Origin of the sequence: Corynebacterium gallinarum (assembly GCF_014837045.1) — a bacterium.
Classification (GTDB): domain Bacteria; phylum Actinomycetota; class Actinomycetes; order Mycobacteriales; family Mycobacteriaceae; genus Corynebacterium; species Corynebacterium gallinarum.
Genome location: NZ_JACSPR010000002.1, coordinates 282193 through 305246 on the forward strand (window position 1 = coordinate 282193; position 23054 = coordinate 305246).

Sequence of the window (23054 nt, forward strand, 5' to 3'; positions counted from 1 at the left end):
CATCATGGGCAACAAGTCCTTCCTCAAGCCATCCGACCTTCCGGTACCCGCAGGTGCCGAGGGCTGGGAATCGATCTACCCGTACTACCTGGTGTTCCAGGACAAGCTGATGGAGCAGGAGAACGAGAAGTTCTGGTTCTGCGACTCGCAGCACTGGCCGACCGTGTTCAAGCCGTTTGAGACCATCGGCGGGGAATTCGCCGTGAAGTGCCTGGGCCAGTACAACGCCCGCCACCTCATGATCCCGAACGCCAACGGCATCGAGTTCCGTGTGCATCTCGGATACCTCTACATGTCCCCCATCCCGGTGCCGGAGGAGCAGATCGCCGAGCGCATCCCGCACTTCCAGGAGCGCATCACCCACTACTTCCAGAACTGGGACACCAAACTGGCGGAGTGGAAGGAGCGCGTGCTCGGCACCATCAATGAGCTGGAGTCCCTGGAGTTCAAGCCACTGCCGGACATGGTCCCGATGGAGGACATCCTCTCCGGCAAGGCCAAGGACGGCACCGAGGTGCTCATGGAGAACTACGACCGTCTGATCCAGCTTGCGTACCAGAACTGGCAGTACCACTTCGAGTTCCTCAACCTCGGATACATCGCCTACCTGGACTTCTTCAACTACTGCAAGGAGATCTTCCCCGGCATCCCGGACCAGTCGATCGCCACCATGGTTCAGGGCGTGGACATGGAACTGTTCCGCCCCGATGACGAGCTGAAGACCCTGGCACACCTGGCGGTTGAGCTGGGCCTGCAGGCACAGTTCGCCAACCCCGATGACCCGGAGGCCACCCTCGCCGCGATCGGCAACGCACCCGGCGGCGACCAGTGGCTCGCCCGCTGGAAGGAAGCACAGGACCCCTGGTTCAACTTCACAGTGGGCAACGGCTTCTACGGCCATGACAAGTACTGGATCGAGCACCTGGAACTGCCCCTGGGCTACATCGCGGACTACATCCGTCGCCTGGACGAGGGGCAGGTCATCTCGCGTCCGAAGGAAGAGCTCATCGCGGAGAAGGACCGCATCGTGAGCGAGTACCGCGACCTCCTCGAGGGCGACCAGCTGGCCATGTTCGACGCCAAGGGCCAGCTCGCCGCCACCGCCTACCCCTATGTGGAGAACCACAACTTCTACATCGAGCACTGGACCATGTCCGTGTTCTGGCGCAAGGTCCGCGAACTCTCCCGCACCCTGCAGGGTTACGGTTTCTGGGAGAACGAGGACGACATGCTCTACCTCAACCGCACCGAGGTCCGTGACGTGCTCTTCGACCTGGCCACCGGCTGGGGTGTGGGCGCACCGGGTGGTCCGATCGGCACCATCATCTGGCCGGAGGAGATCGAGCGTCGCAAGAAGATCGTCACCGCGCTGAAGACCGCCCGCCCGGCACCGGCGCTGAACACCCCGCCGCAGACCATCACCGAACCGTTCACCCGCATGCTGTGGGGCATCACCACCGAGCAGGTCCAGTCCTGGCTCGGCAACGACGAGGACGCGGAGGAGGGTGTGCTCAAGGGCATGGCCGCCTCCCCGGGCCTGGTCGAGGGACGTGCACGCGTAATCATGGAGGCCGATGACCTCTCCCAGATCCAGCAGGGCGAGATCCTGGTCGCACCGGTCACCGCACCGTCGTGGGGCCCGATTTTCGGAAAGATCAAGGCCACCGTCACCGATATCGGCGGCATGATGAGCCACGCGGCCATCGTCTGTCGCGAATACGGTCTGCCCGCGGTCACCGGCACCGGTTCCGCTTCCACCACCATCACCACCGGCCAGCTGCTGCGTGTCGACGGCACCAAGGGCACCGTCACCATCGTCGATGAGTCCGCTGCCCCGATAGTTGAGGGCCCCGGCGCGCACAGTCACCACCACGGTGTGGATGCAGAACAGCCAGCAGGTCAGCCAGCTGCAGAGCCCGCGGAGGTCCCCGCCAATGTCTAACCCGACCTCCGAGACCAGTTCCCGTACTGTCCTCATCACCGGTGCCGCCGGTGGCCTGGGACGCGCGTTCGCAGAAGGGTTCGCCGCAGCCGGTGACCGCGTCGCGGTGGCGGATATCAACCTGGCCGGCGCGCAGGAGACCGCGGAGCTGCTCACCAACTCCGGGGCACAGGCGAAGGCCTTCCAGGTGGATGTCACCTCCCCGGAATCCACCGAGGCCCTGGCCGCGGCGGTCGCGGAGTTCGGCGGCGGGGCAATCGATGTGGTGGTCAACAACGCCGCGATCTACGCCACCGTCACCCGCTCCCCCATCGAGGAGATCGACCCGGCGGAATGGGATCTGGTCATGGGGGTCAACCTCAAGGGCCCCTGGTTGGTCACCCGTGCGGTCAGCCCGCACCTGTCGGAGAACGCCCGGATTGTCAACCTCTCCTCGGCCACCGTGATGTCCGGGTCCGCGCAGTGGGCACATTATGTCGCCTCCAAGGGCGGGGTCATCGCCCTGACCCGGGTGATGGCCAAGGAACTGGGTACCCGCGGGATCACCGTCAACGCGGTCGCCCCCGGTTTCACGCTCACCGAGGCCAGCCTCAACCTGATGGATGACGCCGCCACCTACGGCGTGGACCGCGGTTCCATCAAACGCGCCAGCCAGCCCGAGGACATTGTCGGCGCGACCCTCTTCCTCGCCTCACCCCAGGCCGGGTACATCACCGGTCAGACCCTGGTCGTCGACGGCGGCCGCCAGTTCATCTAAACCCCTCTCGCTTCACGACGCCGGCCCCCGGGACCTCCCTCCCCCGGGCACCCCGGGGGCCGGCGTCGATAAGCACCAGATAAGCACACGACCAAGCACACGACGTGAAGGAGAACATCATGTCCACCATTCATTTCACCGATACCGCCGGCGAGACCCGCACCATCGACGCCAACGTGGGTGACTCCGTGATGGAGACCGCGGTGCGCAACGGCGTGCCGGGCATCGTCGCCGAATGCGGCGGTTCCCTGTCCTGCGCCACCTGCCATGTGTTCGTCGAGCCCGCCGACTTCGAGACGCTGCCGCCGATGGAGGAGATGGAGGACGAGATGCTCTGGGGCGCCGCCGTGGACCGCGAGGACTGCTCGCGTCTGTCCTGCCAGATCCCCGTCACCGAGGGCATGGACCTGCGCGTGACCACACCAGAAACCCAGGTCTAGGAGAATCATCATGAGTACCGATGCAACAACCACGGGCCTGCTGATTGTGGGCGCGAACCAGGCGGGTGTGCAGCTGGCGGTGTCTCTGCGCGCCACCGGGTTCACCGATCACATCACCCTGCTGGGCGAGGAGGACCACCGTCCCTACCAGCGCCCGGCACTGTCCAAGGAGTTCCTGCAGGGCAAGATCGACAAGGAACGGCTGATCTTCCGCTCGAACGAGTACTGGGAGGACAACAACATCTCCCTGGTCAAGGGCGTGCGCATCGAGCGCATCGACCGCAACGACGACGGGTCCGGGGTTGCGGTGGGCCGGGACGGTTCCACTTACGCTTTTCGACGCCTCGCCCTCGCCGTGGGTGCCCGCCCCCGCCGCCTCGACCTCCCCGGTTCGGACCTGCGTGGCGTCACCTACCTGCGCAACGCCGATGACGCCCTGGAGCTCAAGGCTCTGGTCGGCGATGTGCGCGACGCGGTGGTCATCGGTGGTGGGTTCATCGGTCTCGAAGCCGCCTGCTCCCTGCAGGAACTGGGCAAGAACGTCACCGTCCTGGAGCACGGCCCCCGCCTTGTCGGTCGCGCCGTGGGCGAGGAGACCGCCGAGTTCTTCCTCGAGCAGCACCGGGCGCGCGGCATCGACATCCGCCTCAACGCGCGCATGACCGGGTTCGTCGGCGAGGACGGCGCGGTCACCGGTGTCGAGCTTGACGACGTCACCATCATCCCGGCCCAGCTTGTCATCGTGGGCATCGGTGTCATCCCCAACACCGAACTTGCCGAGCAGATGGGCCTGGAGGTCAACAACGGCATTGTCGTGGATGAACACGCCGTCGCCTCCGATGGCACCACCATCGCCATTGGTGATGTGGCCAATATCCCCAACCCCATCCCCGGCTCCCCCGCCGGTGAACGCATCCGCCTGGAAAGCGTCAACAACGCCATCGAGCACGCCAAGATCGCCGCCTACTCCCTGGCCGGCACCCCCGAGGCCTACTCCGGCATCCCGTGGTTCTGGTCCAACCAGGGTGATCTGAAACTGCAGATCGCCGGACTCACCCTCGGCTATGACCAGACCCTGATCCGGCGCGATGATGCCAAGAAGAAATTCTCCGTCCTCTACTACCGGGACGGGCAGATCATCGCCGCCGACTGTGTCAACGCCCCCCTTGATTTCATGGCGGTCCGCGGGGCCCTGTCCAAGCGGCAGAACATCCCCTTCGACGCCGCCGGTGACATCAACACCCCACTGAAGAAGCTCGCTGTTGACCTGGAGGTCGCATCATGACGAACAAGACCCTACCCGCGTGGGAACAGGCCGACGCCAGCACCCACGCCGACGATCCCCGGGCCGTCGCCTTCGCATCGCAGTACCCGGTCCGCCCGATCCCCGCCACCGGACCGGTCGTCACCGGCTCCATCTGCGCCACCCCGTCTGCAGGTTTCGATGCGCTGTGGAAGGCCATCGAACCCGAGACCCGCACCCGCGCCAACGACGTCCACCTGCCGGTCTCCACTGCCTACGCCTCCCGCCTGTGCGACGCCTACCCCGAGGCCGACCGCGAACTGGTCCTGGCCGCCATCATCCTCCACGACACCGGTTGGGCCCACGTGGATGAGGACCGGATCATCTCCGAGGGTTTCTCCAGCAACTGGCGCAAGGCCACCATCCGTTTCGAACACGAGGCGGAAGGCTGCGAGGTCGCACGCCGAGTACTGCCCGAGCTGGGCTACTCCGCGGACTTCGTGGAGAAGGTATGCGAAATCATCGACGGCCACGACACCCGCCAGGTCGCCTACTCCCTCGAGGATGCCCTGGTCCGCGACAGCGACCGCCTCTGGCGCTTCGATCGCGCCGGCATCATGGCCTCCTCCTCCTGGTTCGGCATGGCGATCTCCGACTACGTCGACCGCCTGCAGCGCGAGATCATCCCCGAGCTCATCACCGACGCCGCCCACCAGATGGCCACCGCCGATCTGGCCCGCGCCGCCGCTCTCCTACGCACGGAGGTAATCCGATAATGACCGCCGTCATCCCCGCTGCGCTGCAGCGACGCGACCAACTTGACCTGCCCTACACCCACGTCGACGACTTCTACATCAACGGTGCCTGGGTGACCGCCACCGGCGAGAAACGCAACCCCGTGGTGGATCCCGCCACCGGCCAGGAATGGGGTTCCGTCCCCGAAGCCGGCCAGGTGGAACTCGACCACGCCGTCGGCGCTGCCCGGGAGGCCCTGTCCGGTTGGAGTGGGCTTGCGGCCGCGTCCCGTGCAGAATATCTGGTGCGGATCGCTGAGGAAATTGAAAAGCGCGCCGAGGTGCTCGCCCTGACCAACACCCGCGAGAACGGCTCCCCCATCTCGGAGACCCGCGGTGCCGCGGCGAATGCAGCCGGTATCTTCCGGTACTTCGCCACCCTGGCCCCATTCCTTGACGATCCGGACATCCGCCCCTTCCCCGCCGGTGGTGCCGAATCCCTCGTGGACAAGGATCCCATCGGAGTCTGCGCCCTGATCGCCCCCTGGAACTTCCCGATCAACCTGGTCGTGATCAAACTGGCCCCGGCGCTGCTGGCCGGGTGCAGCGTGATCATCAAACCCGCCTCCCCCACCCCGCTGTCCATCCGGTTCATCATCGAGGCCGTCGAGGCCGCCGGTGTGCCCGCCGGTGTGGTCAACCTGCTGACCGGCTCCGGGCGCTTCGGTGACGCCATGGTGCGCCACCCCGGCGTGAACAAGGTCGCCTTCACCGGATCCACCCCGGTCGGACGCAAGATCGCCTCCGCATGTGGTGAACTACTGCGCCCGGTGACCCTCGAACTCGGTGGGAAATCCTCCGCCATCGTGCTGCCGGATGCCGACATATCAGTGCTGGCCTCCCGTCTCATCCGATCCTGCATGCGCAACACCGGCCAGACCTGCTATATCAGCACCCGCATCATCGCCCCCGCCTCACGTTATGAGGAAGTGGTGCAAACGGTGGCCGACACCATCGCCGCAGGCAGCCAGGGCGATCCCCTCGATGAAGACACCGTCTTCGGCCCCGTCGCCACCGCCTCGCAGTACGCGACGGTGATGGACTACATCGAATCCGCCCACGCCGAGGGCGCCCGTGCGGTGGCCGGTGGTGCTGCGACCACTGGACTGACCGGTGGCCTGGAGAACGGGGAATTCATCCAGCCCACCGTGTTCGCCGATGTCACCCCCGACATGCGGATCGCGGCGGAGGAGATCTTCGGACCGGTCATCTCGATTCTGAAATACGACGACTCCCAGGGCGTGGAGGAAGCAATCGAGATCGCCAACAACACCGAATTCGGTCTGGGTGGCCTGGTGTTCGGCGCCGATGAGGACCGTGCCCTGGAAGTTGCCCGTCGTGTGGATTCCGGTTCCGTGGGCATCAACTTCTTCGGGTCCAATCATTCCGCACCATTCGGTGGGCGTCATGATTCCGGCATGGGTGTGGAATACGGCATCGAGGGCCTCAGCGCCTACCTCAGTTACAAGTCGATCCACCGGATGGTGTGACTACCAGGTTGCGTGTGAACGAAAACGTTGGTTTGGGGTCCGGGGACAGGTAAAACCTCAGGACAGCTTTCACAAACCAACGTTTTCGTTCACGCACCCGTCCCCCCGCCGCACCCCGGTGACAAATTCTGTTGGTTTGCACCCCCGCGCCCGGCAAAACCCCAGGACGTCATTCACAAAACAACAGTTTTTGTCATTCCCCGCGTCTCAGCACCACCCCGGTGACAAATTCTGTTGGTTTGCACCCCGGGCGCCCGGCAAAACCCCAGGACGTCATTCACAAAACAACAGTTTTTGTCACGCACCCACCGCACAACACAATAAGGCCCCCGTCCCCGGGTAACCCGGGAGCGGGGGCCTTACTTGGTTCTACAGCTCTTATGCGGTGGTGACGGAGCCGCCAGCGGCTTCGATCTTTTCCTTCGCGGAACCGGAGAACTTGTGGGCGGTGACGTTCAGCTTGACGCTGATGTCGCCGTTGCCCAGAACCTTGACGAGCTCGTTCTTGCGAACGAGGCCGGCAGCCACGATGTCAGCGACAGCAATGTCGCCGCCCTGTGGGAATGCCTCGGCGAGGTCTGCAACGTTGACTACCTGGTAGTCAACCTTGTTCGGATTCTTGAAGCCCTTGAGCTTCGGCAGGCGCATCTGCAGTGGCATCTGGCCACCCTCGAATGCTGCCGAAACCTGCTTGCGGGCGCCAGTGCCCTTGGTGCCGCGGCCAGCGGTCTTACCCTTGGATGCTTCACCGCGACCGACGCGGGTCTTGGCCTTGTTTGAGCCCTTTGCAGGGCGCAGATCGTGGAGCTTGATTGGATCGCTCATTTGTTACCTACTCCCCCGCCACTTCTTCGACGACGATCAGGTGACGTACAGCCTGGACCATGCCGCGAACCTGAGGGGTGTCGGGACGGACCACAGAGTGGCGGATACGCTTCAGACCGAGGGAACGAAGATTTTCGCGATGCTTTGGCTTGGTGCCGATAGTGCCTTTGACCTGGGTAATCTTCAGCGCCATTTCTTACGCCTCCTGACCTGCGCGAGCGCGCAGAATACGTGCCGGAGCGACCTCTTCGACGGTCTTGCCACGACGGGCTGCGACCTCTTCAGGGCGGACCAGCTGCTTCAGGCCATCCACGGTTGCGTGGACGACGTTGATAGCGTTGTCAGATCCCAGGGACTTGGACAGGATGTCCTGGATACCAGCGCACTCAAGAACTGGACGGGCTGCGCCACCGGCGATAACACCGGTACCTGGAGCAGCTGGCTTCAGCATGACGATGCCTGCTGCTGCCTCGCCCTGAACTGGGTGGGTGATGGTGCCGCCGACCATGGGGACGCGGAAGAAGTTCTTACGAGCCTCTTCTGCACCCTTCTGGATAGCTGCGGGAACTTCCTTGGCCTTGCCGTATCCGACACCGACCATGCCCTGGCCGTCGCCAACGATCACGAGAGCGGTGAAGCTGAAGCGACGACCACCCTTGACGACCTTGGAAACGCGGTTGATGGTGACGACGCGCTCAATGTACTGGGAGCGCTCGTCCTGCTGCTGATTGCGACGGTCATCGCGGCGGCCTCCGCCACGACGCTCGTTGCGATCATTCGACTTGTTCTCGTCGGCGGATCGACCGCCGTCACGCCGTTCACGTCCCGGCATTACGCAATCCTTCCGTTGATGTTCTTAGAAATGGTCATCATTAGAACTTCAGACCACCTTCACGTGCGGCGTCGGCAAGTGCTGCGACGCGGCCGTGGTACTTGTAGCCGGCGCGGTCGAAGACGACCTGCTCGATGCCGGCTGCCTTGGCGCGCTCGGCGATCAGCTGACCGACCTTAGCGCCCTTGGCCTTCTTGTCTCCCTCGACTGCACGGACCTCTGGCTCGATGGACGAGGCAGCGGCCAGGGTGTGGCCTGCCAGATCATCAATGATCTGGACGTGCATGTGACGAGAGGAGCGGTGGACGACCAGACGTGGGGCCTCAGGGGTGCCACGCAGGGTCTTGCGAATGCGGAAGTGGCGACGTGCACGGGCAACGCGACGACGAGTCGCGATGTCCTTACCGACGGAAACGCGCTTCTGCTTGTTTTCAGTGTTGCTCATTGCTTACTTACCCGTCTTTCCGACCTTGCGGCGGATCTGCTCACCCTCGTAGCGGATGCCCTTACCCTTGTAAGGATCATCCTTACGGAGGCGGCGGATCACTGCTGCAACCTGTCCAACCTTCTGCTTGTCGATACCAGCGATCGAGAGCTTGGTGGTGCCATCAACCGCAAAGGTGACGCCCTCCGGAGCTTCGATGACCACTGGGTGTGAGTAACCGAGGGAGAACTCGAGGTTCTTGCCCTTCAGTGCAACACGGTAACCGACACCGAAGATCTCCATCTTGATGGTGTAGCCCTCGGTCACGCCAACAACGATGTTGTTGACGAGGGAGCGGGACAGTCCGTGCATGGAACGGCTGTTGCGGTGATCATCCGGACGGGAAACGAGGATCTCGTTGTTCTCGACGGATGCGGTGATCGGCTCCGGCAGGGTGACGTTCAGGGTGCCCTTAGGACCCTTGACGTCGACCAGGCGGCCGTCGATCTTGACCTCAACACCGGACGGGATGGTAATCGGGTTCTTACCGATACGTGACATAGTTAGTCAATCCTCCCTTACCAGACGTAGGCGAGAACTTCTCCGCCTACGCCCTTCTCGGTAGCCTGACGGTCGGTCAGGAGGCCCTGGGACGTGGAGATGATAGCCACGCCCAGGCCGCCCAGGACCTGTGGCAGATTGGTGGACTTGGCGTACACGCGGAGACCCGGCTTGGAGACACGACGCAGACCGGCGATGGAACGCACGCGGTTGCCGGTGTACTTCAGCTCGAGGGTCAGGGTCTTGCCGACCTTGGCGTCCTCGACGTTGTAGCTTTCGATGTAGCCTTCCTGCTTCAGGATCTCGGCGATGTTCGCCTTGAGCTTGGAGGATGGCATCGACACGGTGTCGTGGTGCGCATTGTTTGCGTTACGCACGCGCGACAGCATGTCGGCAATGGGATCAGTCATGGTCATAGAAAGTGACCTGATGCCTTTCTCGTTGGGGTTCCCTACCCACCAGAAGCGTTGACCGGGTGTTTTCTGGCAACTTTGCGCTCCCCGATTCAATAACCGGTTCGCTCGCCACCATTTCCCACTCGGGCCGCTGAGACGGCGGGGGGCCTACAACAAAGTAGGTGTGTTTACGTTTTACATGAACTACAAAGGCACAGATCCTCTATTGAGTTGTGTCTTTCAGTCCAAACGGACAGCGTACAGGACGCCGTCCCTATAACACAAGTCCCCACCAACGCGCTTGTCGACGCCCACCGCCCCACGCCGCACACCCCTCAGGGAGGGTGCGGCGAGCGGTGATCGGGGCGTCGACAAGCGTCTATTGTCGTGGCATGTACCGATTGACTACACCCGATGCTGACGGGTACCGGGAGTGGGCCGCGTGCCTGGCCGAGTTCGGTGACGGCCCGATCGACGGATCGGGGTTTGAGGGGCGACCGGACCTGTCCGCGGCGGCGTTCCAGGCCTATATCGCGGACCGTGCACGGTGGGCGGACACCTCGATCCCTGCGCCGGAGGGTTTCGTGCACTGTGATTTCCGGTGGATCACCGGTCCCGGCGGGCAGCTGCTCGGTTTCCTGGCGATCCGGCATACCCTCACCCCCTTTCTGCTGGAGCAGGGTGGGCACATCGGTTATTCGGTCCGGCCCACAAGCCGCAACCGCGGGGTGGCGGGGGCGGCGCTGGCACTCGGGCTGGCGGAGGCGCAGGCCCTGGGGATCACACCCGTGCTGCTGACCGTGCGGGAGGACAACCTGGCATCGCGTCGCGTGATCGAGCGCGCCGGCGGTAGCTATGAGGACACCCGGAACGGGTTCCGGCGCTACTGGTTTCCGGGCCCACACCGGGGTCAGTGACGCCTGCCCGCACCACACGGCGGGGGCAGGCCGTTCACAGCTCATATTGACCTTGGTGTGAAGAATTTCTAAAGTACAAGGTACCTACTGTTTGTTATTGGGGGAAGTCCGGTGTGAATCCGGCGCTGACCCGCAACCGTGTGGTGCATTGTGCACCGAGTCGGAATACCCAGGACAAAACTGTTGGCTCACAACCGTCGAGGACTACGGTTCTGAAGCCCGTAGTCAGGCATGTCAGCCTTTCTTCCGGGATGCTCAGAAACGTTTCCCATAAAGAAAGGGACCTGCCTTCATGGCATTTCTCGGGACACGCACCGCTGCCACAGCCCTGGCTCTGGCAACTGGCATCGCACTCATCACGCCCCACACCGCTGTTGCGGCAACACCCCCCACTGATTCCGAGCTCGAAAGCACCGCGGGCTTCCTGGCTGCCCAGCTCAGAAACAGCGAGAACGGGCTGTTGGATGGCCCGTTTTCGGGTAGGGCTGACCTCGGCCTGACCGCGGATTTCATCTTCGCCCTCGATGCCCTGGACATGCATCATGACCAGGCTGATCGCAGCTATGAGGCAATGGTCAACAATGCTGATGACTTCGTGTACTTCATGGGTGAGGTGGATGCAGGTCGTATGGCCAAGTTCGTCGCGCTGCAGAACACTCGCGGTGAGCGCAATGAGACCTACATTGCAGAACTCGTGGATGCGATCCAGGAGGATGGCCGCCTGATGAACGAAACAGACGGCGAACCCACCTCCAGCGCCCAGAATTTCTCCCAGTCCTGGGCCGTTATCGCCCTGGCACGCGCTGGTGAGACTGAGGCTGCTGAGAAGGCCGCAGACTTCCTGGAGAGCCAGATCTGCGAGGATGGCGGCGTCCCACTGTTCCCCGCAACCCCACCGAGCTGCAGCTCCGTGGATCCTGATTCCACAGGTATGGCAGGCCAGGCCCTCGCACTGGTCCGGGGCGCCGATGCTCCCTCCACTGGGAGCGTCCTGCAGTACCTGCGTGACAACACCACCGAGGAAGGCGGCATCAACAGCCGGTTTGCCGGTATCAACGCCAACTCCACCGCCCTTGCCGCCAGTGCTTTTGCCTACGTCGGTGATCTGGGTGCTTTCGAGCGCAACCACGCCTTCCTGGATGCTGTACGTCTCGATGACTCCGCACCTGAGGATCTTCGTGGTGGATTCGCCTACAAGATCAGCGATGTGGACAAGGTAACCACCGTCACCGATCAGATCCGTCGCGTTACCGCGCAGGCCGCCCTCGGTTTTGCAGGTGGCAGCTACGCCTCTTCTGACACCCTCTACCCGGTACAGGTTGATCCGGATCCGGTCGATCCGACCCCGACCGAACCCACCGAGCCCACCGAACCCGGTGACAGCAGCAATGGCTCATCCACGGGTGGCATCTTCCTCGGCGTACTTGCCGCCATCGCCGCGGTCATCGCTGCGGTCATCGGCTTCACTGGTCCTGCATCTTTCCTCCCGGCACAGTTCTAGGAGTCAGATCATGTTGAACCTCAACAGAATGACCGCTCGTGGCAGGCTGCTCACCATTACCATGGTGGCCTGGGTGGCCCTGGCCATGTCACCGTGGGTACCCGCCGCCCAGGCAGCCACCACCACCCCGTGTTCGGACGATGAAGTCACCGTGATGGTGCAGGGCTACCCCACCACCTGCTCCCCCGCGGGCGGAACCGGATACCAGACCCTGATCAACGCCGGTTTTTCTGTTGAGGGGACCCAGAAATTTCCCGAATTCATCTGCCGGATCAACGGTTTCCCCGATGCTGGTGTGGACAAGTGCCTCACCGCCTCTCCAGCCAGTGCCTACTGGACCTACTGGCATGCACCGCTGGGGGCCACTTCCTGGACCTACAGTGATTTCGGTGCCCACGCACGGTCCCCGCAGCCCGGCACCGTCGAAGCCTGGACTTGGGGCCCTGGCCTGGAACCAGGGCCGGTTCCGGTGAGCAGGTCCACGACCACGACGGAGACCACCACTCGTTCCGGCAGCCTCCGGGACTCCCCCATGCCCACCGTCCCGGCCTTCACCTGGACTCCGGAAACTCCGCGCAATGATAAGGACACCACCACGGCGGCCCAGTCCGGGGAGCCGACCCCGGAGCAGAATCCGGACAACCCGGATGAGGTGCTGGTCTTCCTCGATGCCGAGGGCAACCGGATCTCGAAGCAGGAATACGACCAACTTGTGGCGTCCGCAGCCCAGGCTGCCCAGGCACGCACCGCGCCGGGTGCCGTGCCCGGTGGCAGTGCCCAGGCACCGGGCTCCCCCGGTGGCGCTGTATCCGCAGCCACCGGCACGGGCGAGTCTGCAGAGACCACCACCGAGGAACCCGACCCGAAGAGCACCCGCGTCATGACCGCCCCGGCCCTGGAGGACACCACCCAGCTGCTCGCCGATGGCCAGACGGTCATGCCCAACTACGACCCCACCACCAACGCGCAGGACACCGGCGGGTTATCCCAGGCCTGGACCATCGGGCTGGCCCTGGCGTTCATCGCCCTGTTCGGCGGGGCGGCCGCCGCCACCTGGGTGCTGCGTCGTGGGGAAGTCCACGGGTGACCTATCCGGTTGCGGCCTCCCACCGTGGTGGCCACATAGTTGAAAAATGTGAAACACAGTGAAGACAATCAAGCGTTATCTCCTGTCCAGGCGTCTGATCCACCCCATGGCCTGGTGGGTGTGGGCCCTGGGTATCGCCGGGACCGTCAGCCTGACCACCAACCTCTACGTCCTGGCCATGGCGCTGGTCGTCCTGTGTTTCGTGGTTGCGCAACGTCGGGGTGCCTCCCCCTGGGCCCGGGCCTTCCCCATCTATTTCATCCTCTGCGGGTGGATCGTGGTCTACCGCGTGGTCATGCACATCCTCGTCGGCGCCAAGATCGGCCAGCAGGAACTGTTCAGCATCCCCTCCATCGACCTTCCGGAGTGGGCGGCGGGCATCAATGTGTTCGGCACGGTCTATGCGGAGGGGCTGTTGATGAGCGCCACCCAGGGACTGGTGCTGGGCACCATGATCGTCGCGGTGGGTGCCGCCAACTCTCTTGCCGATCCGAAGAAGCTGGTCAAGGCACTGCCCGGCGCGCTGGGTGATCTGGGCACCGCCATTGTCATCGGTATCTCGATTGCCCCGCAGATGGCGGAATCGGCCTACCGCATCCACCGGGCCCGCACCCTGCGCGGTGATGACACCGGCGGCATCCGTGGGTTCGCCCGGATCCTCATGCCCGTGTTCCAGGACACCCTGGACCGTTCACTCGCGCTGGCCAGTTCGCTGGATGCCCGCGGTTACGGTCGTCGCGCCGACACCCCGCTCATCGAACAGCGGATCACCTCCGCGTTCGGTGCCCTGGGCATCATCGGCGCCACCATCGGTATCTTCGTGGTGCTGGACGCCGGTGCCCCGATGTTCGTGGCGGTGCCGATCCTCATTGTGGGCGTCGGGTTCCTGGTGATCTCCCTGTTCATCGCTTCTCGACGAAAAACCTCCACCACCTACGACCAACTGCCGTGGGCCGGTGCGGAGTGGATCACCGCCCTCTCCGGGTTGGTTCCCCTCGCCGCCGCCCTGGTGGAATACAACCTCAATCCGACGTCGATGGTGACCACCTGGATCCCGCTGCACATGCCCACGCAGGTGCCTCTCCTGGTCATCCTGGGTCTGGTGGTCGCCACCGCCCCCGGTATCTTCACCCCCCGGTTGCCGCGCAATTCCTTCCGGGCCCGGCGCCGGACACCACGAGTGACCACCACACCAGACACGACACCAGCTGAGACCACCCGGCGCGCACCTGCCGGCCGGGGCCACCGCAGGAACCCCGAGCTGGCAGCAGCGACCACCACCTTCCCGGTTGTCGCCACCGCCGCTGCCACGGCCCCCAAGAAAGAGGCGTTGCATGAGTAACCACCACCGCGTCACCGGGACCACCCGGACCACCGGTACCGCCGTGAAACGCGAGGCATGGTCGGATGCCCCGGTCCTTGAGCTGGAGGATGTCTCCGCCTCCTACTACACCGATGAACGCACCCTGGACGAACCGCAGATCCACGGGGTCAATCTCACGCTCCACGAAGGTGAGATCCTCCTGGTTCTCGGGCGCACCGGGTCGGGTAAATCCACCCTGCTCAACGCCATGACCGGCGCGATGCCGCATGCCACCGGTGGGCGTCTCGACGGCCATGTCCGCGTCGTCGGGCGCGACACCCGTGACTTCCCACCGCGTCTGCTCTCCGATGTGGTGGGTGTGGTCGGGCAGGATCCGGCGGCCACGTTTGTCACCAACACCGTGGAGGAGGAACTGGCCTACGGCATGGAGCAGCTGGGACTGCCCCCGGCGGTGATGAGCAAACGGGTGGAGGAGACCCTCGACCTGCTCGGCATCGCCGAGCTGCGTGGTGTCCCCCTGTCCGAGCTGTCCGGTGGTGAACAGCAGCGCGTGGCCATCGGTGCGGTCCTGACCACCCGACCGGCCCTGATGGTGCTCGATGAACCCACCAGCGCCCTGGACCCCAACGGCGCGGAGGATGTCCTGGCGACGGTGACCAAACTCGCCCACGACCTGGCCATGACGGTGGTGCTGGCCGAGCACCGCATTGAACGCGTCCTTCAGTATGTCGACCGCGTGGCCCACGTCGGCCAGGATGGTCGCGTCACCCTCGGCACGCCGGCGGAGATCATGACCTCCGCGGATGTGGCTCCCCCGGTCATCGAACTGGGCCGCTGGGCGGGCTGGTCTCCCCTGCCGTTGTCCATCCGGGATGCCCGGAATCATTCCCACGCCATGCGCCGGCGCCTGTTCCAGCGGGGGCTCGTGGTGTCCAAGGTGCAGACCACCCGGCCGAACCCACTGCTCAGAGCGGAGGATGTCGTGGTGGACTTCCCGGAGATCCGTGCGGTCGACGGGGTGGATCTGACCCTCTATGAGGGTGAGGTCACCGTATTGATGGGCCGCAATGGGTGCGGGAAATCCTCCCTGTTGTGGGCTCTGCAGGGCACGGGTAAACGCAGCCAGGGCACGGTGTTCGTCCATGATGATGACGCCGCGGCACGCACACGCACCCGCAAGAACCGCGGTGGTGCCACCCCTGATTCACCGTGGTCGGATCCCCACCAGCTCAAACCCGCTGACCGTCGCCGCGTGGTGTCCATGGTGCCGCAGACACCCACCGATATCCTCTATGAGTCCTCCGTCGGGCTGGAGCTACGCCGTTCCGACAAGGATGCCGCCGCCACGCCCGGCACCACCCGCGCCATCCTGGACACCCTGGCTCCGAACATCCCCGATGAGATCCACCCGCGGGACCTCTCGGAGGGCCAGAAACTCTCCCTGGCTCTGTCCATCCAGCTGGCGGCACAACCACCGGTGGTGTTCTTCGATGAACCGACCCGTGGGCTGGATTACGCCGGAAAGAAATCCCTGTCGGACAGTTTCAAGGAACTGGCGCTGACCGGTCATGCGGTACTGGTGGTCACCCACGATGTGGAATTCGCCGCCCTGTGCGCGGACCGGGTGCTGTTCATGGCGGCCGGGAAGATCGTCGCCGACGGCCCGGCCGTGGATATCCTCGCGGCCTCCCCTGCCTATGCCCCGCAGGTGGCCAAGATCACCGCCGGCATCCAGGATCCGTCCTACTGGCTCACCGTGCCCGCGGTAAAGACCGCGCTAGGGGACGGTGCCCTGTGATCAGCGCTATCGCCCTCAAACCGAAGACCTACCTCACGCTGGGTGTGCTGGCGGTGTTGAGCATCATCATCTTCGTCTGGCCCCTGATTGTGAATCCGGAGTCGTTCCTCTCCGATGATGCGCAGGCGCCCCTCTACCTGGCGCTGGTGATCCCGCTGGTGCTCGCTGCGGTGATCTCCGAGATCAGTGAGGACGGTTTCGACGTCAAGGCCGTGGCCATGCTGGGTGTGCTCAGCGCCATGGTCGCGATCGTGCGTCCCTTCGGCGCGGGTACCGCCGGTTTCGAGGCCGTGTTCTTCATCCTCATCCTCGGCGGTCGCGCCTTCGGCCCCGGTTTCGGGTTCATCCTGGGCAACACCGGGTTGTTCGCCTCGGCGCTGCTCACAGCGGGTATCGGGCCCTGGCTGCCCTATCAGATGCTGGCCGCTGCCTGGGTGAGTTTCGGCGCCGGGCTCCTGCCACCATTGCGTGGCAAGAAGGAGACCATCATGATCATCATGTACGCGGTGGTCGCGGCTCTCGGGTACGGGTTCTTGATGAACATGAGCTTCTGGCCCTATGCCATCGGTGTGTCCACGGAACTGTCCTTCGTGCCGGGCGCCCCGGTGTGGGAGAACCTCCACACCTTTGTCCTCTTCACCCTGACCACGTCCCTGGGGTGGGATCTGGGTCGCGCGCTGTTCACCTCCGTGCTGCTGTTGCTCACCACCAAACCGGTGCTGGGTGCTTTACGACGCGCCAGCCGCCGCGCCGCGTTCGGTGTGGAGCGCAGCTTCAGCTGAGTGGGTGGTGCGTCGACAAGCTCCCTACCAGCCCTCAGGTCCGGCGGAACCCGCCGGGTACTCCTCCAGCGGGACCTCGTCGTTGGCGAACGCCGTGAGCACGGGCTCCACGATCTCCCATGCCCGGGCCGGGGCGTCGGCGGGCACCTCGGCGGTCTCGCCCAGGTCGAGGATGGCACGCACCACCCGGCCGTAGGCCGTGAGCTTCGAGGGCACCAGCTCGGTGCGCAGGGTCGCACGCTGCAGGTTGTGGCTGTAGCCGTGGTCGGAGACATTCGCCTCGAGCACGACCTCGTCGGTGAAGGGGAAGATCAGACGGCTGCCCGGTTGCAGCTCGGTTTCCTCCGGGTAGCCCTCGCGCCGGTAGCAGATGGCGATCTCCCTGCGTGGATTCCCCAGTGCCTTGCCGGACCGCAGGGTGACGGGCACGCCACGCCAGCGATCGGTGTCCACGTGCGCGGTGAGCTGGAAGAGTGTCTCGGTCCCCCGCTCCGGATCAACACCCTCCTCCTGTGCGTAGTCCGGCAACCGTTCGCCGTCCGCCTCGCCTGCGGTGTACCGGGCGCGGCGGAGGGAGTCGGGATCGATGTTGGTGGCGGCGAGAATGTCGGTGACCGTGTTGTCCGTGTCGGCGGCGAGGGCGTGGGCCATGACCTGCAACAGGTGGGATTGGAGCATGTCGCGCACCGCCCCGTTATTGTCGTAGAACTCGGCGCGTCCCTCCAGGCCGAGGGATTCGTCATAGACAATCTCAATACTCTCGACTGCCTTACTGTTCCACCCGGCGGAGAAGATCGCATTCGCCCCCATCAGCCCGACCAGGTTCGACAGCGCGGTTTCGCAGTTGAAGTGGTCAACGCGGAAGATGTGCTCCTCGTCGGTGATCTTCCACAATTTCTCGTTGAGTTCGCGGGCGGTGTCCGCGTCCTCGCCGAAGGGTTTTTCCATGGCGAGCACGATGCCCTCGGGCAGGGTGACCCCGGCCAGGGCGTCGACCGCCTCTGCGACCACTGCGGGCGACAGGGCGAAGTAGAGCACTGATCGGTCACCGGGTTCCTGGGAGTCGAGCAACTTCTGCAGCTCCGCAGGGTCGGTGGCATCCGACACCATGAAGGACGCATGCTCGGCCAGGCTGTCGACCACCCGGTCATCGACCTCTGTGTCTGATTCTGCGAGGGAGTCGCGCACCAGCTGCGGATAATCATCGATCTCCGAACGGCCCGAGGCGACGATGTTGATCCGGGTTCCCTTATACTCGCGGAGGTAACCCGCCATGCCGGGGATGAGCAGACGACGCACGAGATCTCCCGCGCCGCCGAGGATATAGAACGTCACGGTCTGCCGGTGGTCATGGCTTGTGGGATTCATGGCCCCACGCTAGCAACACTGTTCACCCCGGCGCAGGAGCTAAGAGGACAACCCCAGGATGGAGAACAGTCCGGACTGCAGGGCGGCGAAGATACCACCGAGCCTTCCCAGCAAGCCGCCGAGGACACCACCCTGGGAGGAGCCCACAGAGGAGGATGCCTCAACCGGCGCGGGCAGCTGCACCAGTGCCGGGGCGACGGAACCGTCGCTGACCGACCAGGCCTCGACGGTGCCGGCCTCCGGAGTGGAGATGGATGCACCCACCATGTAGGACTCGTAGGCCACGCTGTAGTCCTCGGCCACGGTGCCATTCCAGTAGCTCCAGAAAACCGGGTTCTCCGCGGTCCAGGTCGGTGCGACACCATCAATGCCGGTGAGGAAGCGCCCGAAGTCGCTCTCGGAGTAGGTGACCTCAAAGCCTGCGGATTCAAGTGCCTCGAAACCGTTGCTGAATTCAGTGGCGCAGGCACCGGTGGGCTCCTTGTCGGAATCCTCACCGTATTCGACGTAGACCCAGACGTTGTCGGCATCGACACAGTCGCGGGCGGTGGTGAACTCAGCGGCCTGTGCGGCCGGAAGGAGAGCAAGGGTGGTGGCGGTCGCGGCAACCAGGGTGGTGGCCATGCGACGGGTGGTGGTGTTCAAGGTCGTTCGCCTTTCGGAAAAGCACTGTGCAGGGATCCGGCTCTACGGTTGCGGGACAGCTACGGACTTGCTTGCGTATTCACCATGCACGGTGGGGGATGAAATACGGACGGTGGAGGGGATCGCACACCGTCCGAAAAAGCGGTGATCGCGTGCTGCGACCTCCGATATTGTATCCCGGGCCCTAACAATCCCCCTCCCCGCGGGGGTGTGGTGGTGGGGGTCTTTTCGTCGACAAGCACCCCCTGTCCGAGTGTGCCCCCGATCACCTAGACTGGCCACATGACCACCCCTCCTGAGATCTCCAGTGTCAATCCGCTCGCCAACAAGTTTGACCACCCGGATGTGGGTCGGCGGGTGAAGTCCGCGGCCGGGGTGCCCGGTGTCCTCCACGCGATGGAGCATGCCGTGCCCAACAGGGGTGTGCTGCCCCTGCTGACGATGAACAAACCCGGTGGTTTCGACTGCCCCGGGTGCGCCTGGCCGGAGCCCGCACCCCATGAGCTCAGCATCGCGGAATTCTGCGAGAACGGCGCCAAGGCGGTCGCGGAGGAGACCACCCCGGAGCGCGCCACCGCGGAGTTCTGGGCTGAGCACTCCATCTTCGACCTGCGGGAGAAAACTGATCACTGGCTGGGTAAACAGGGTCGCATCACCCAGCCGATGTTCTATGACCGTTCCTCCGGTGATGAGCACTACCGTCCGATCTCCTGGGAGGATGCCATCGCGCTGATCGCCTCCACCCTGAAGCGGATCGAACCGGATGAGGCGGTGTTCTACACCTCCGGGCGCACCCCGAATGAACCGGCGTACATGTTCCAGCTGCTGGCGCGCCGCCTGGGCACCAACAACCTGCCGGACTGCGGCAACATGTGCCATGAATCCACCGGCAGTGCCCTCGGTGAAACCCTCGGTCTGGGCAAGGCCTCGGTGGTCATCGAGGATTTCCACAACACCGACCTGCTCATCTCCGTGGGGCAGAACCCGGGCACCAACCACCCGCGTGCGCTCAGTGCCTTCAAGAAACTGAAGGAAAACGGCGGGAAGATCCTCACCCTCAATCCCCTGCCGGAGACCGGCCTGATGAAGTTCCGTGATCCGCAGACGGTCAAGGGCGCGCTAAGCATCTCCGAGGACCTCACCGATGAGTACCTGCAGGTCCGTCTCGACGGTGACCGCGCGTTCTTCCAGGCGCTGAACAAGGAACTGATCCGCCGGGACGCGCTGGACCACACCTTCCTGGAGAAGTTCTGCTCCGGGGTCGAGGAGACCATTGCCCACCTGAACAGCCTGGATGATGAGACCCTGCTGCGTGGTTGTGGGCTGACGGCCAGGGATATCCAGAAGGCTGCCGACATGGTGGAGGCCGCTGACACCGTGGTGGTGTCCTGGACCCTGGGTGTCACCCAGCACAAGAACGCTGTGTACACCATCCGGGAGATGGTGAACTTCCTGCTGCTGACCGGCAACATCGGCAAGCCCGGCGCGGGTACCGCTCCCCTGCGCGGCCACTCCAATGTGCAGGGTGATCGCACCATGGGTATCTGGGAGAAGATGCCGGAGTCCTTCCTCCAGGCCATTGAAGATGAGTTCGGTTTCGATGTCCCGCGTGAGGATGGCTGGGACACCGTGGATTCCCTGCGCGCCATGCGTGACGGCAAGACGAAGTTCTTCATGTCGCTTGGCGGCAACCTGGTGCGGGTGGCCTCGGATACCTCCGTGCTGGAGAAGGGCATGCAGTCCAATGAACTGACGGTGCATGTGTCCACCAAACCCAATGGTTCGCATGCCTGGCCGGGTGAGAAATCCCTGATCCTGCCGGTTCGCGCCCGCACCGACCGGGATGTGCAGAAGACCGGCCTCCAGACCGTCACCGTGGAGGATTCCGCCGGCGCCATCCACGGTTCCACCGGTAAGCGTTTCGCCAACCGGGATCTGGATCTGAAGTCCGAGTGTGATGTCATCGGATCCATCGGCCGGGAGACCTTCGGGGATGATTTCTGGCAGCCGATGATCGATGACTATGGCGTGATCCGTAATCACATCGAGGCCACCATCCCCGGTTTCCACGACTTCAACCGCCGCATCCAGAACCCCGGTGGTTTCCTCCTGCCGAACGGTCCGCGTGAGCGGGTGTTCAACACCTCCGACGGCAAGGCGCAGCTGACGGTCAATGAGACCAATGTGATCGAATTGCCCGAGGGGTACCTGCTGATGAACACGGTGCGGTCCCATGACCAGTACAACTCCACCATCTACGGCCTGGATGACCGTTACCGTGGGGTGCGCGGTGGTCGGCGCGTGGTGTTCGTCAACCCCGAGGACTGTCGTGCTCGCGGGCTGCGCGATGGTGACCTGGTGGATATTGTTTCCGTCTTCGATGACGGTGAGCGCCGGGCACCCAATTTCCGGGTGGTCGAATATGACACCGCCCGGGACTGCGTGACCACCTACTTCCCCGAGGCCAACGTGTTGGTGCCGCTGGATTCGGTGGCGGAGAAGTCCAACACCCCGGTGTCCAAGTCGGTGCTGGTGCGTCTGGAACCCCTGGGTATCCACGCGGACGATCTAGACAAGTAAGACTGACAGGTAACGCTGACAGGTAACCCCGCGGGATTTTCCCTGCCCGCACCCGTGTTGCACCGGGTGCGGGTTTTATATTGAGAGGACGGATGCTGGTGAGTGATCAGGACACTGAAGCGGACAGGATGGACCGCATGTATGAGTGGCTGGGTGTGGTGTGCGCTGAGTTCGACATCGACCGGGAGCTTCTCGACGCTGTCGTGCCCCAGCTGCTCGACCTCACCCGCGATGTCGCGCACGGCCCCTCCCGCCCGGCCGCCCCGATGACGGCGTTCCTGCTGGGTATCGCGGCCACTCGCGATGCTCGTGCCACAGATGGAACAGCCACCACGGAGACCGACACCGCGGCACTCGCCCGCCGGGTCCTGGAGGGTGCCACCCGCCTCCAAGAGATGATTGCCAAGGAGTACTAGATGGGAAGAATCACCCAGAACCTGCAGGTCCCCCGCGTGGTGTCCACGGACACCGAGGTGTTGGTCAACACCCGCCCGGACACGATCGCGGTGGAGGAACCACTGGAGATCCGCGTCAACGGCACCAACCTCACCACCACCATGCGCACCCCGGGCCATGACATTGAACTGGTCCACGGCCTGCTGCTGGCGGAGGGCCTGATCAGGGATGCCTCCGAGGTCTCCACCGCCCGCTACTGCGCGGGTGCGGTGGGACCGGATAACCAGAACACCTACAACGTCCTCGAACTGGATGTGGTGCCAACCAATCCCCGGCGCGAGTTGAACCTGGTCTCCGTGCAGCGCAACCTGCCCACATCGTCTGCCTGCGGGGTCTGTGGCACCACCTCCATCGAGCAGCTGATGGACAAGAAGGGTTGGCCGATCGAGCCGATCACCCCGGATCCGCGGATGATCATCACCCTCCCGGAGAAACTCCGGGAACGTCAGAAGATGTTCGACAAGACCGGTGGCGTGCACGCCGCGGGCCTGGCCACCCTCGACGGTGAACTGCTGGTGGTGCGTGAGGATGTCGGCCGCCACAACGCCGCCGACAAGGTCATCGGCCACATGCTCATGAATGGTCGGCTCCCGCTGAGGGACACCATCCTGGTGATGAGTTCGCGTGCCTCCTTCGAGTTGGTGCAGAAGGCCGCGATGGCCGGCATCCCCGGGGTGATCGCCGTGGGGGCTGCCACCTCCCTGGCCGTGGATGCCGCCCGCGATGCCGGGATGTTCCTCGCCGGCTTTGTGCGGGGCAACAAGTTCAACCACTATGCCGGGGAACTCGCCGGGTGAATATGGAGGAGGTGAGACAGGAGCTCACCACAGTTTTCCCTCAGTGGTTCATTTCCGCCGCCGAACACCATGAGGTGTCTCTGGGGCAGGTCATAA

23 protein-coding genes and 1 riboswitch are annotated in these 23054 nt (G+C 64.1%); of the genes, 15 read left to right on the top strand and 8 right to left on the bottom strand.

Annotated features, from left to right (window positions below; genetic code table 11):
- Positions 1-4 precede the first annotated feature (4 nt).
- From H9627_RS03840 to H9627_RS03865, 6 genes are all read left to right on the top strand, one after another.
- On the top strand, positions 5-1942 hold the full coding sequence (locus H9627_RS03840; RefSeq protein ID WP_191732700.1) for a PEP-utilizing enzyme: 1938 nt from the start codon (positions 5-7) through the stop codon (positions 1940-1942).
- Positions 1935-2699, top strand: a complete 765-nt coding sequence (locus tag H9627_RS03845; protein WP_191732701.1) for an SDR family NAD(P)-dependent oxidoreductase — start codon at positions 1935-1937, stop codon at positions 2697-2699. Before H9627_RS03840 ends, H9627_RS03845 begins: the two co-directional genes overlap by 8 nt.
- Positions 2700-2818: 119 nt before the next feature.
- Positions 2819-3139, top strand: coding sequence for a 2Fe-2S iron-sulfur cluster-binding protein (locus H9627_RS03850; RefSeq protein ID WP_191732702.1), 321 nt, complete (start codon positions 2819-2821; stop codon positions 3137-3139).
- Positions 3140-3149: 10 nt separating this feature from the next.
- Complete coding sequence (locus tag H9627_RS03855; protein ID WP_191732703.1) at positions 3150-4424, top strand: NAD(P)/FAD-dependent oxidoreductase; 1275 nt, start codon at positions 3150-3152, stop codon at positions 4422-4424.
- Positions 4421-5158 (top strand): HD domain-containing protein, encoded by a 738-nt coding sequence (locus H9627_RS03860; protein ID WP_191732704.1) that lies wholly within the window; start codon positions 4421-4423, stop codon positions 5156-5158. Before H9627_RS03855 ends, H9627_RS03860 begins: the two co-directional genes overlap by 4 nt.
- Positions 5158-6666 carry an aldehyde dehydrogenase family protein gene (locus tag H9627_RS03865; protein WP_191732705.1) on the top strand — a complete coding sequence of 503 codons (1509 nt, stop codon included), beginning with the start codon at positions 5158-5160 and terminating at the stop codon, positions 6664-6666. Before H9627_RS03860 ends, H9627_RS03865 begins: the two co-directional genes overlap by 1 nt.
- Positions 6667-7044: 378 nt before the next feature.
- On the opposite strand, the gene rplO is transcribed toward H9627_RS03865, so the two are convergent.
- The 6 genes from rplO to rpsH are packed head-to-tail and all read right to left on the bottom strand — an operon-like array spanning position 7045 to position 9724.
- The gene (gene rplO / locus H9627_RS03870; RefSeq protein ID WP_006769772.1) at positions 7045-7491 is read right to left on the bottom strand and encodes a 50S ribosomal protein L15; all 447 of its coding nucleotides are present in this window, start codon (positions 7489-7491) and stop codon (positions 7045-7047) included.
- Between the two features lie 7 nt (positions 7492-7498).
- Entirely contained in the window at positions 7499-7684 is a 186-nt protein-coding gene (rpmD, locus tag H9627_RS03875; protein ID WP_191732706.1) for a 50S ribosomal protein L30, read from the bottom strand.
- Between the two features lie 3 nt (positions 7685-7687).
- Positions 7688-8323, bottom strand: a complete 636-nt coding sequence (gene rpsE, locus H9627_RS03880; RefSeq protein ID WP_006769774.1) for a 30S ribosomal protein S5 — start codon at positions 8321-8323, stop codon at positions 7688-7690.
- A 40-nt stretch (positions 8324-8363) separates the two neighbouring features.
- Entirely contained in the window at positions 8364-8768 is a 405-nt protein-coding gene (gene rplR / locus H9627_RS03885; RefSeq protein ID WP_011075039.1) for a 50S ribosomal protein L18, read from the bottom strand.
- A 3-nt stretch (positions 8769-8771) separates the two neighbouring features.
- On the bottom strand, positions 8772-9308 hold the full coding sequence (gene rplF / locus H9627_RS03890) for a 50S ribosomal protein L6 (RefSeq protein ID WP_191732707.1): 537 nt from the start codon (positions 9306-9308) through the stop codon (positions 8772-8774).
- A gap of 17 nt (positions 9309-9325) precedes the next feature.
- Positions 9326-9724, bottom strand: a complete 399-nt coding sequence (gene rpsH, locus H9627_RS03895; RefSeq protein WP_191732708.1) for a 30S ribosomal protein S8 — start codon at positions 9722-9724, stop codon at positions 9326-9328.
- 371 nt (positions 9725-10095) lie between these two features.
- On the opposite strand from rpsH, the gene H9627_RS03900 reads away from it, so the two are divergent.
- The 6 genes from H9627_RS03900 (at position 10096) to H9627_RS03925 (ending at position 17112) form a co-directional block, all read left to right on the top strand.
- The gene (locus H9627_RS03900; protein ID WP_191732709.1) at positions 10096-10620 is read left to right on the top strand and encodes a GNAT family N-acetyltransferase; all 525 of its coding nucleotides are present in this window, start codon (positions 10096-10098) and stop codon (positions 10618-10620) included.
- A gap of 76 nt (positions 10621-10696) precedes the next feature.
- Positions 10697-10843, top strand: a riboswitch (adenosylcobalamin (AdoCbl) riboswitch).
- A gap of 69 nt (positions 10844-10912) precedes the next feature.
- Positions 10913-12121, top strand: coding sequence for a prenyltransferase/squalene oxidase repeat-containing protein (locus H9627_RS03905; protein ID WP_191732710.1), 1209 nt, complete (start codon positions 10913-10915; stop codon positions 12119-12121).
- Between the two features lie 10 nt (positions 12122-12131).
- Positions 12132-13208, top strand: a complete 1077-nt coding sequence (locus H9627_RS03910) for an oxidoreductase (RefSeq protein ID WP_225213442.1) — start codon at positions 12132-12134, stop codon at positions 13206-13208.
- A 106-nt stretch (positions 13209-13314) separates the two neighbouring features.
- Positions 13315-14550, top strand: a complete 1236-nt coding sequence (locus tag H9627_RS03915; RefSeq protein ID WP_191732863.1) for an energy-coupling factor transporter transmembrane component T — start codon at positions 13315-13317, stop codon at positions 14548-14550.
- Positions 14543-16330, top strand: coding sequence for an ABC transporter ATP-binding protein (locus tag H9627_RS03920; protein WP_191732711.1), 1788 nt, complete (start codon positions 14543-14545; stop codon positions 16328-16330). Before H9627_RS03915 ends, H9627_RS03920 begins: the two co-directional genes overlap by 8 nt.
- Positions 16327-17112, top strand: a complete 786-nt coding sequence (locus tag H9627_RS03925) for an ECF transporter S component (RefSeq protein ID WP_191732712.1) — start codon at positions 16327-16329, stop codon at positions 17110-17112. Before H9627_RS03920 ends, H9627_RS03925 begins: the two co-directional genes overlap by 4 nt.
- A 24-nt stretch (positions 17113-17136) precedes the next feature.
- Here the strand turns inward: H9627_RS03925 and H9627_RS03930 are convergent, their stop codons facing one another.
- Together H9627_RS03930 and H9627_RS03935 are read right to left on the bottom strand one after the other, a co-directional pair.
- On the bottom strand, positions 17137-18480 hold the full coding sequence (locus tag H9627_RS03930; RefSeq protein WP_191732713.1) for a glucose-6-phosphate dehydrogenase: 1344 nt from the start codon (positions 18478-18480) through the stop codon (positions 17137-17139).
- A 39-nt stretch (positions 18481-18519) separates the two neighbouring features.
- Positions 18520-19125 carry a hypothetical protein gene (locus H9627_RS03935; protein ID WP_225213443.1) on the bottom strand — a complete coding sequence of 202 codons (606 nt, stop codon included), beginning with the start codon at positions 19123-19125 and terminating at the stop codon, positions 18520-18522.
- Positions 19126-19407: 282 nt separating this feature from the next.
- On the opposite strand from H9627_RS03935, the gene H9627_RS03940 reads away from it, so the two are divergent.
- The 3 genes from H9627_RS03940 to fdhD all read left to right on the top strand — a co-directional run bounded on the left by H9627_RS03940 (position 19408) and on the right by fdhD (position 22958).
- Entirely contained in the window at positions 19408-21705 is a 2298-nt protein-coding gene (locus tag H9627_RS03940) for an FdhF/YdeP family oxidoreductase (protein ID WP_191732714.1), read from the top strand.
- A 92-nt stretch (positions 21706-21797) separates the two neighbouring features.
- Positions 21798-22121, top strand: coding sequence for a DUF6457 domain-containing protein (locus H9627_RS03945; protein ID WP_191732715.1), 324 nt, complete (start codon positions 21798-21800; stop codon positions 22119-22121).
- Positions 22122-22958: a formate dehydrogenase accessory sulfurtransferase FdhD gene (gene fdhD / locus H9627_RS03950; protein ID WP_191732716.1), complete on the top strand. Its 837-nt coding sequence runs from the start codon at positions 22122-22124 to the stop codon at positions 22956-22958.
- Positions 22959-23054: the final 96 nt, after the last annotated feature.

Coding starts and splice junctions, on each gene's coding strand:
- H9627_RS03850 (WP_191732702.1), top strand. CDS start 2,819: ATGTCCACCATTCATTTCACCGATACCGCCGGCGAGACCCGCACCATC.
- H9627_RS03915 (WP_191732863.1), top strand. CDS start 13,315: ATGGCCTGGTGGGTGTGGGCCCTGGGTATCGCCGGGACCGTCAGCCTG.
- H9627_RS03945 (WP_191732715.1), top strand. CDS start 21,798: ATGCTGGTGAGTGATCAGGACACTGAAGCGGACAGGATGGACCGCATG.
- H9627_RS03840 (WP_191732700.1), top strand. CDS start 5: ATGGGCAACAAGTCCTTCCTCAAGCCATCCGACCTTCCGGTACCCGCA.
- H9627_RS03910 (WP_225213442.1), top strand. CDS start 12,132: ATGTTGAACCTCAACAGAATGACCGCTCGTGGCAGGCTGCTCACCATT.
- rplF (WP_191732707.1), bottom strand. CDS start 9,308: ATGTCACGTATCGGTAAGAACCCGATTACCATCCCGTCCGGTGTTGAG.
- H9627_RS03905 (WP_191732710.1), top strand. CDS start 10,913: ATGGCATTTCTCGGGACACGCACCGCTGCCACAGCCCTGGCTCTGGCA.
- rplR (WP_011075039.1), bottom strand. CDS start 8,768: ATGAGCAACACTGAAAACAAGCAGAAGCGCGTTTCCGTCGGTAAGGAC.
- H9627_RS03845 (WP_191732701.1), top strand. CDS start 1,935: ATGTCTAACCCGACCTCCGAGACCAGTTCCCGTACTGTCCTCATCACC.
- H9627_RS03855 (WP_191732703.1), top strand. CDS start 3,150: ATGAGTACCGATGCAACAACCACGGGCCTGCTGATTGTGGGCGCGAAC.
- rpsE (WP_006769774.1), bottom strand. CDS start 8,323: ATGCCGGGACGTGAACGGCGTGACGGCGGTCGATCCGCCGACGAGAAC.
- H9627_RS03920 (WP_191732711.1), top strand. CDS start 14,543: ATGAGTAACCACCACCGCGTCACCGGGACCACCCGGACCACCGGTACC.
- H9627_RS03860 (WP_191732704.1), top strand. CDS start 4,421: ATGACGAACAAGACCCTACCCGCGTGGGAACAGGCCGACGCCAGCACC.
- H9627_RS03930 (WP_191732713.1), bottom strand. CDS start 18,480: ATGAATCCCACAAGCCATGACCACCGGCAGACCGTGACGTTCTATATC.
- fdhD (WP_191732716.1), top strand. CDS start 22,122: ATGGGAAGAATCACCCAGAACCTGCAGGTCCCCCGCGTGGTGTCCACG.
- rplO (WP_006769772.1), bottom strand. CDS start 7,491: ATGAGCGATCCAATCAAGCTCCACGATCTGCGCCCTGCAAAGGGCTCA.
- rpsH (WP_191732708.1), bottom strand. CDS start 9,724: ATGACCATGACTGATCCCATTGCCGACATGCTGTCGCGCGTGCGTAAC.
- H9627_RS03940 (WP_191732714.1), top strand. CDS start 19,408: ATGACCACCCCTCCTGAGATCTCCAGTGTCAATCCGCTCGCCAACAAG.
- H9627_RS03865 (WP_191732705.1), top strand. CDS start 5,158: ATGACCGCCGTCATCCCCGCTGCGCTGCAGCGACGCGACCAACTTGAC.
- rpmD (WP_191732706.1), bottom strand. CDS start 7,684: ATGGCGCTGAAGATTACCCAGGTCAAAGGCACTATCGGCACCAAGCCA.
- H9627_RS03900 (WP_191732709.1), top strand. CDS start 10,096: ATGTACCGATTGACTACACCCGATGCTGACGGGTACCGGGAGTGGGCC.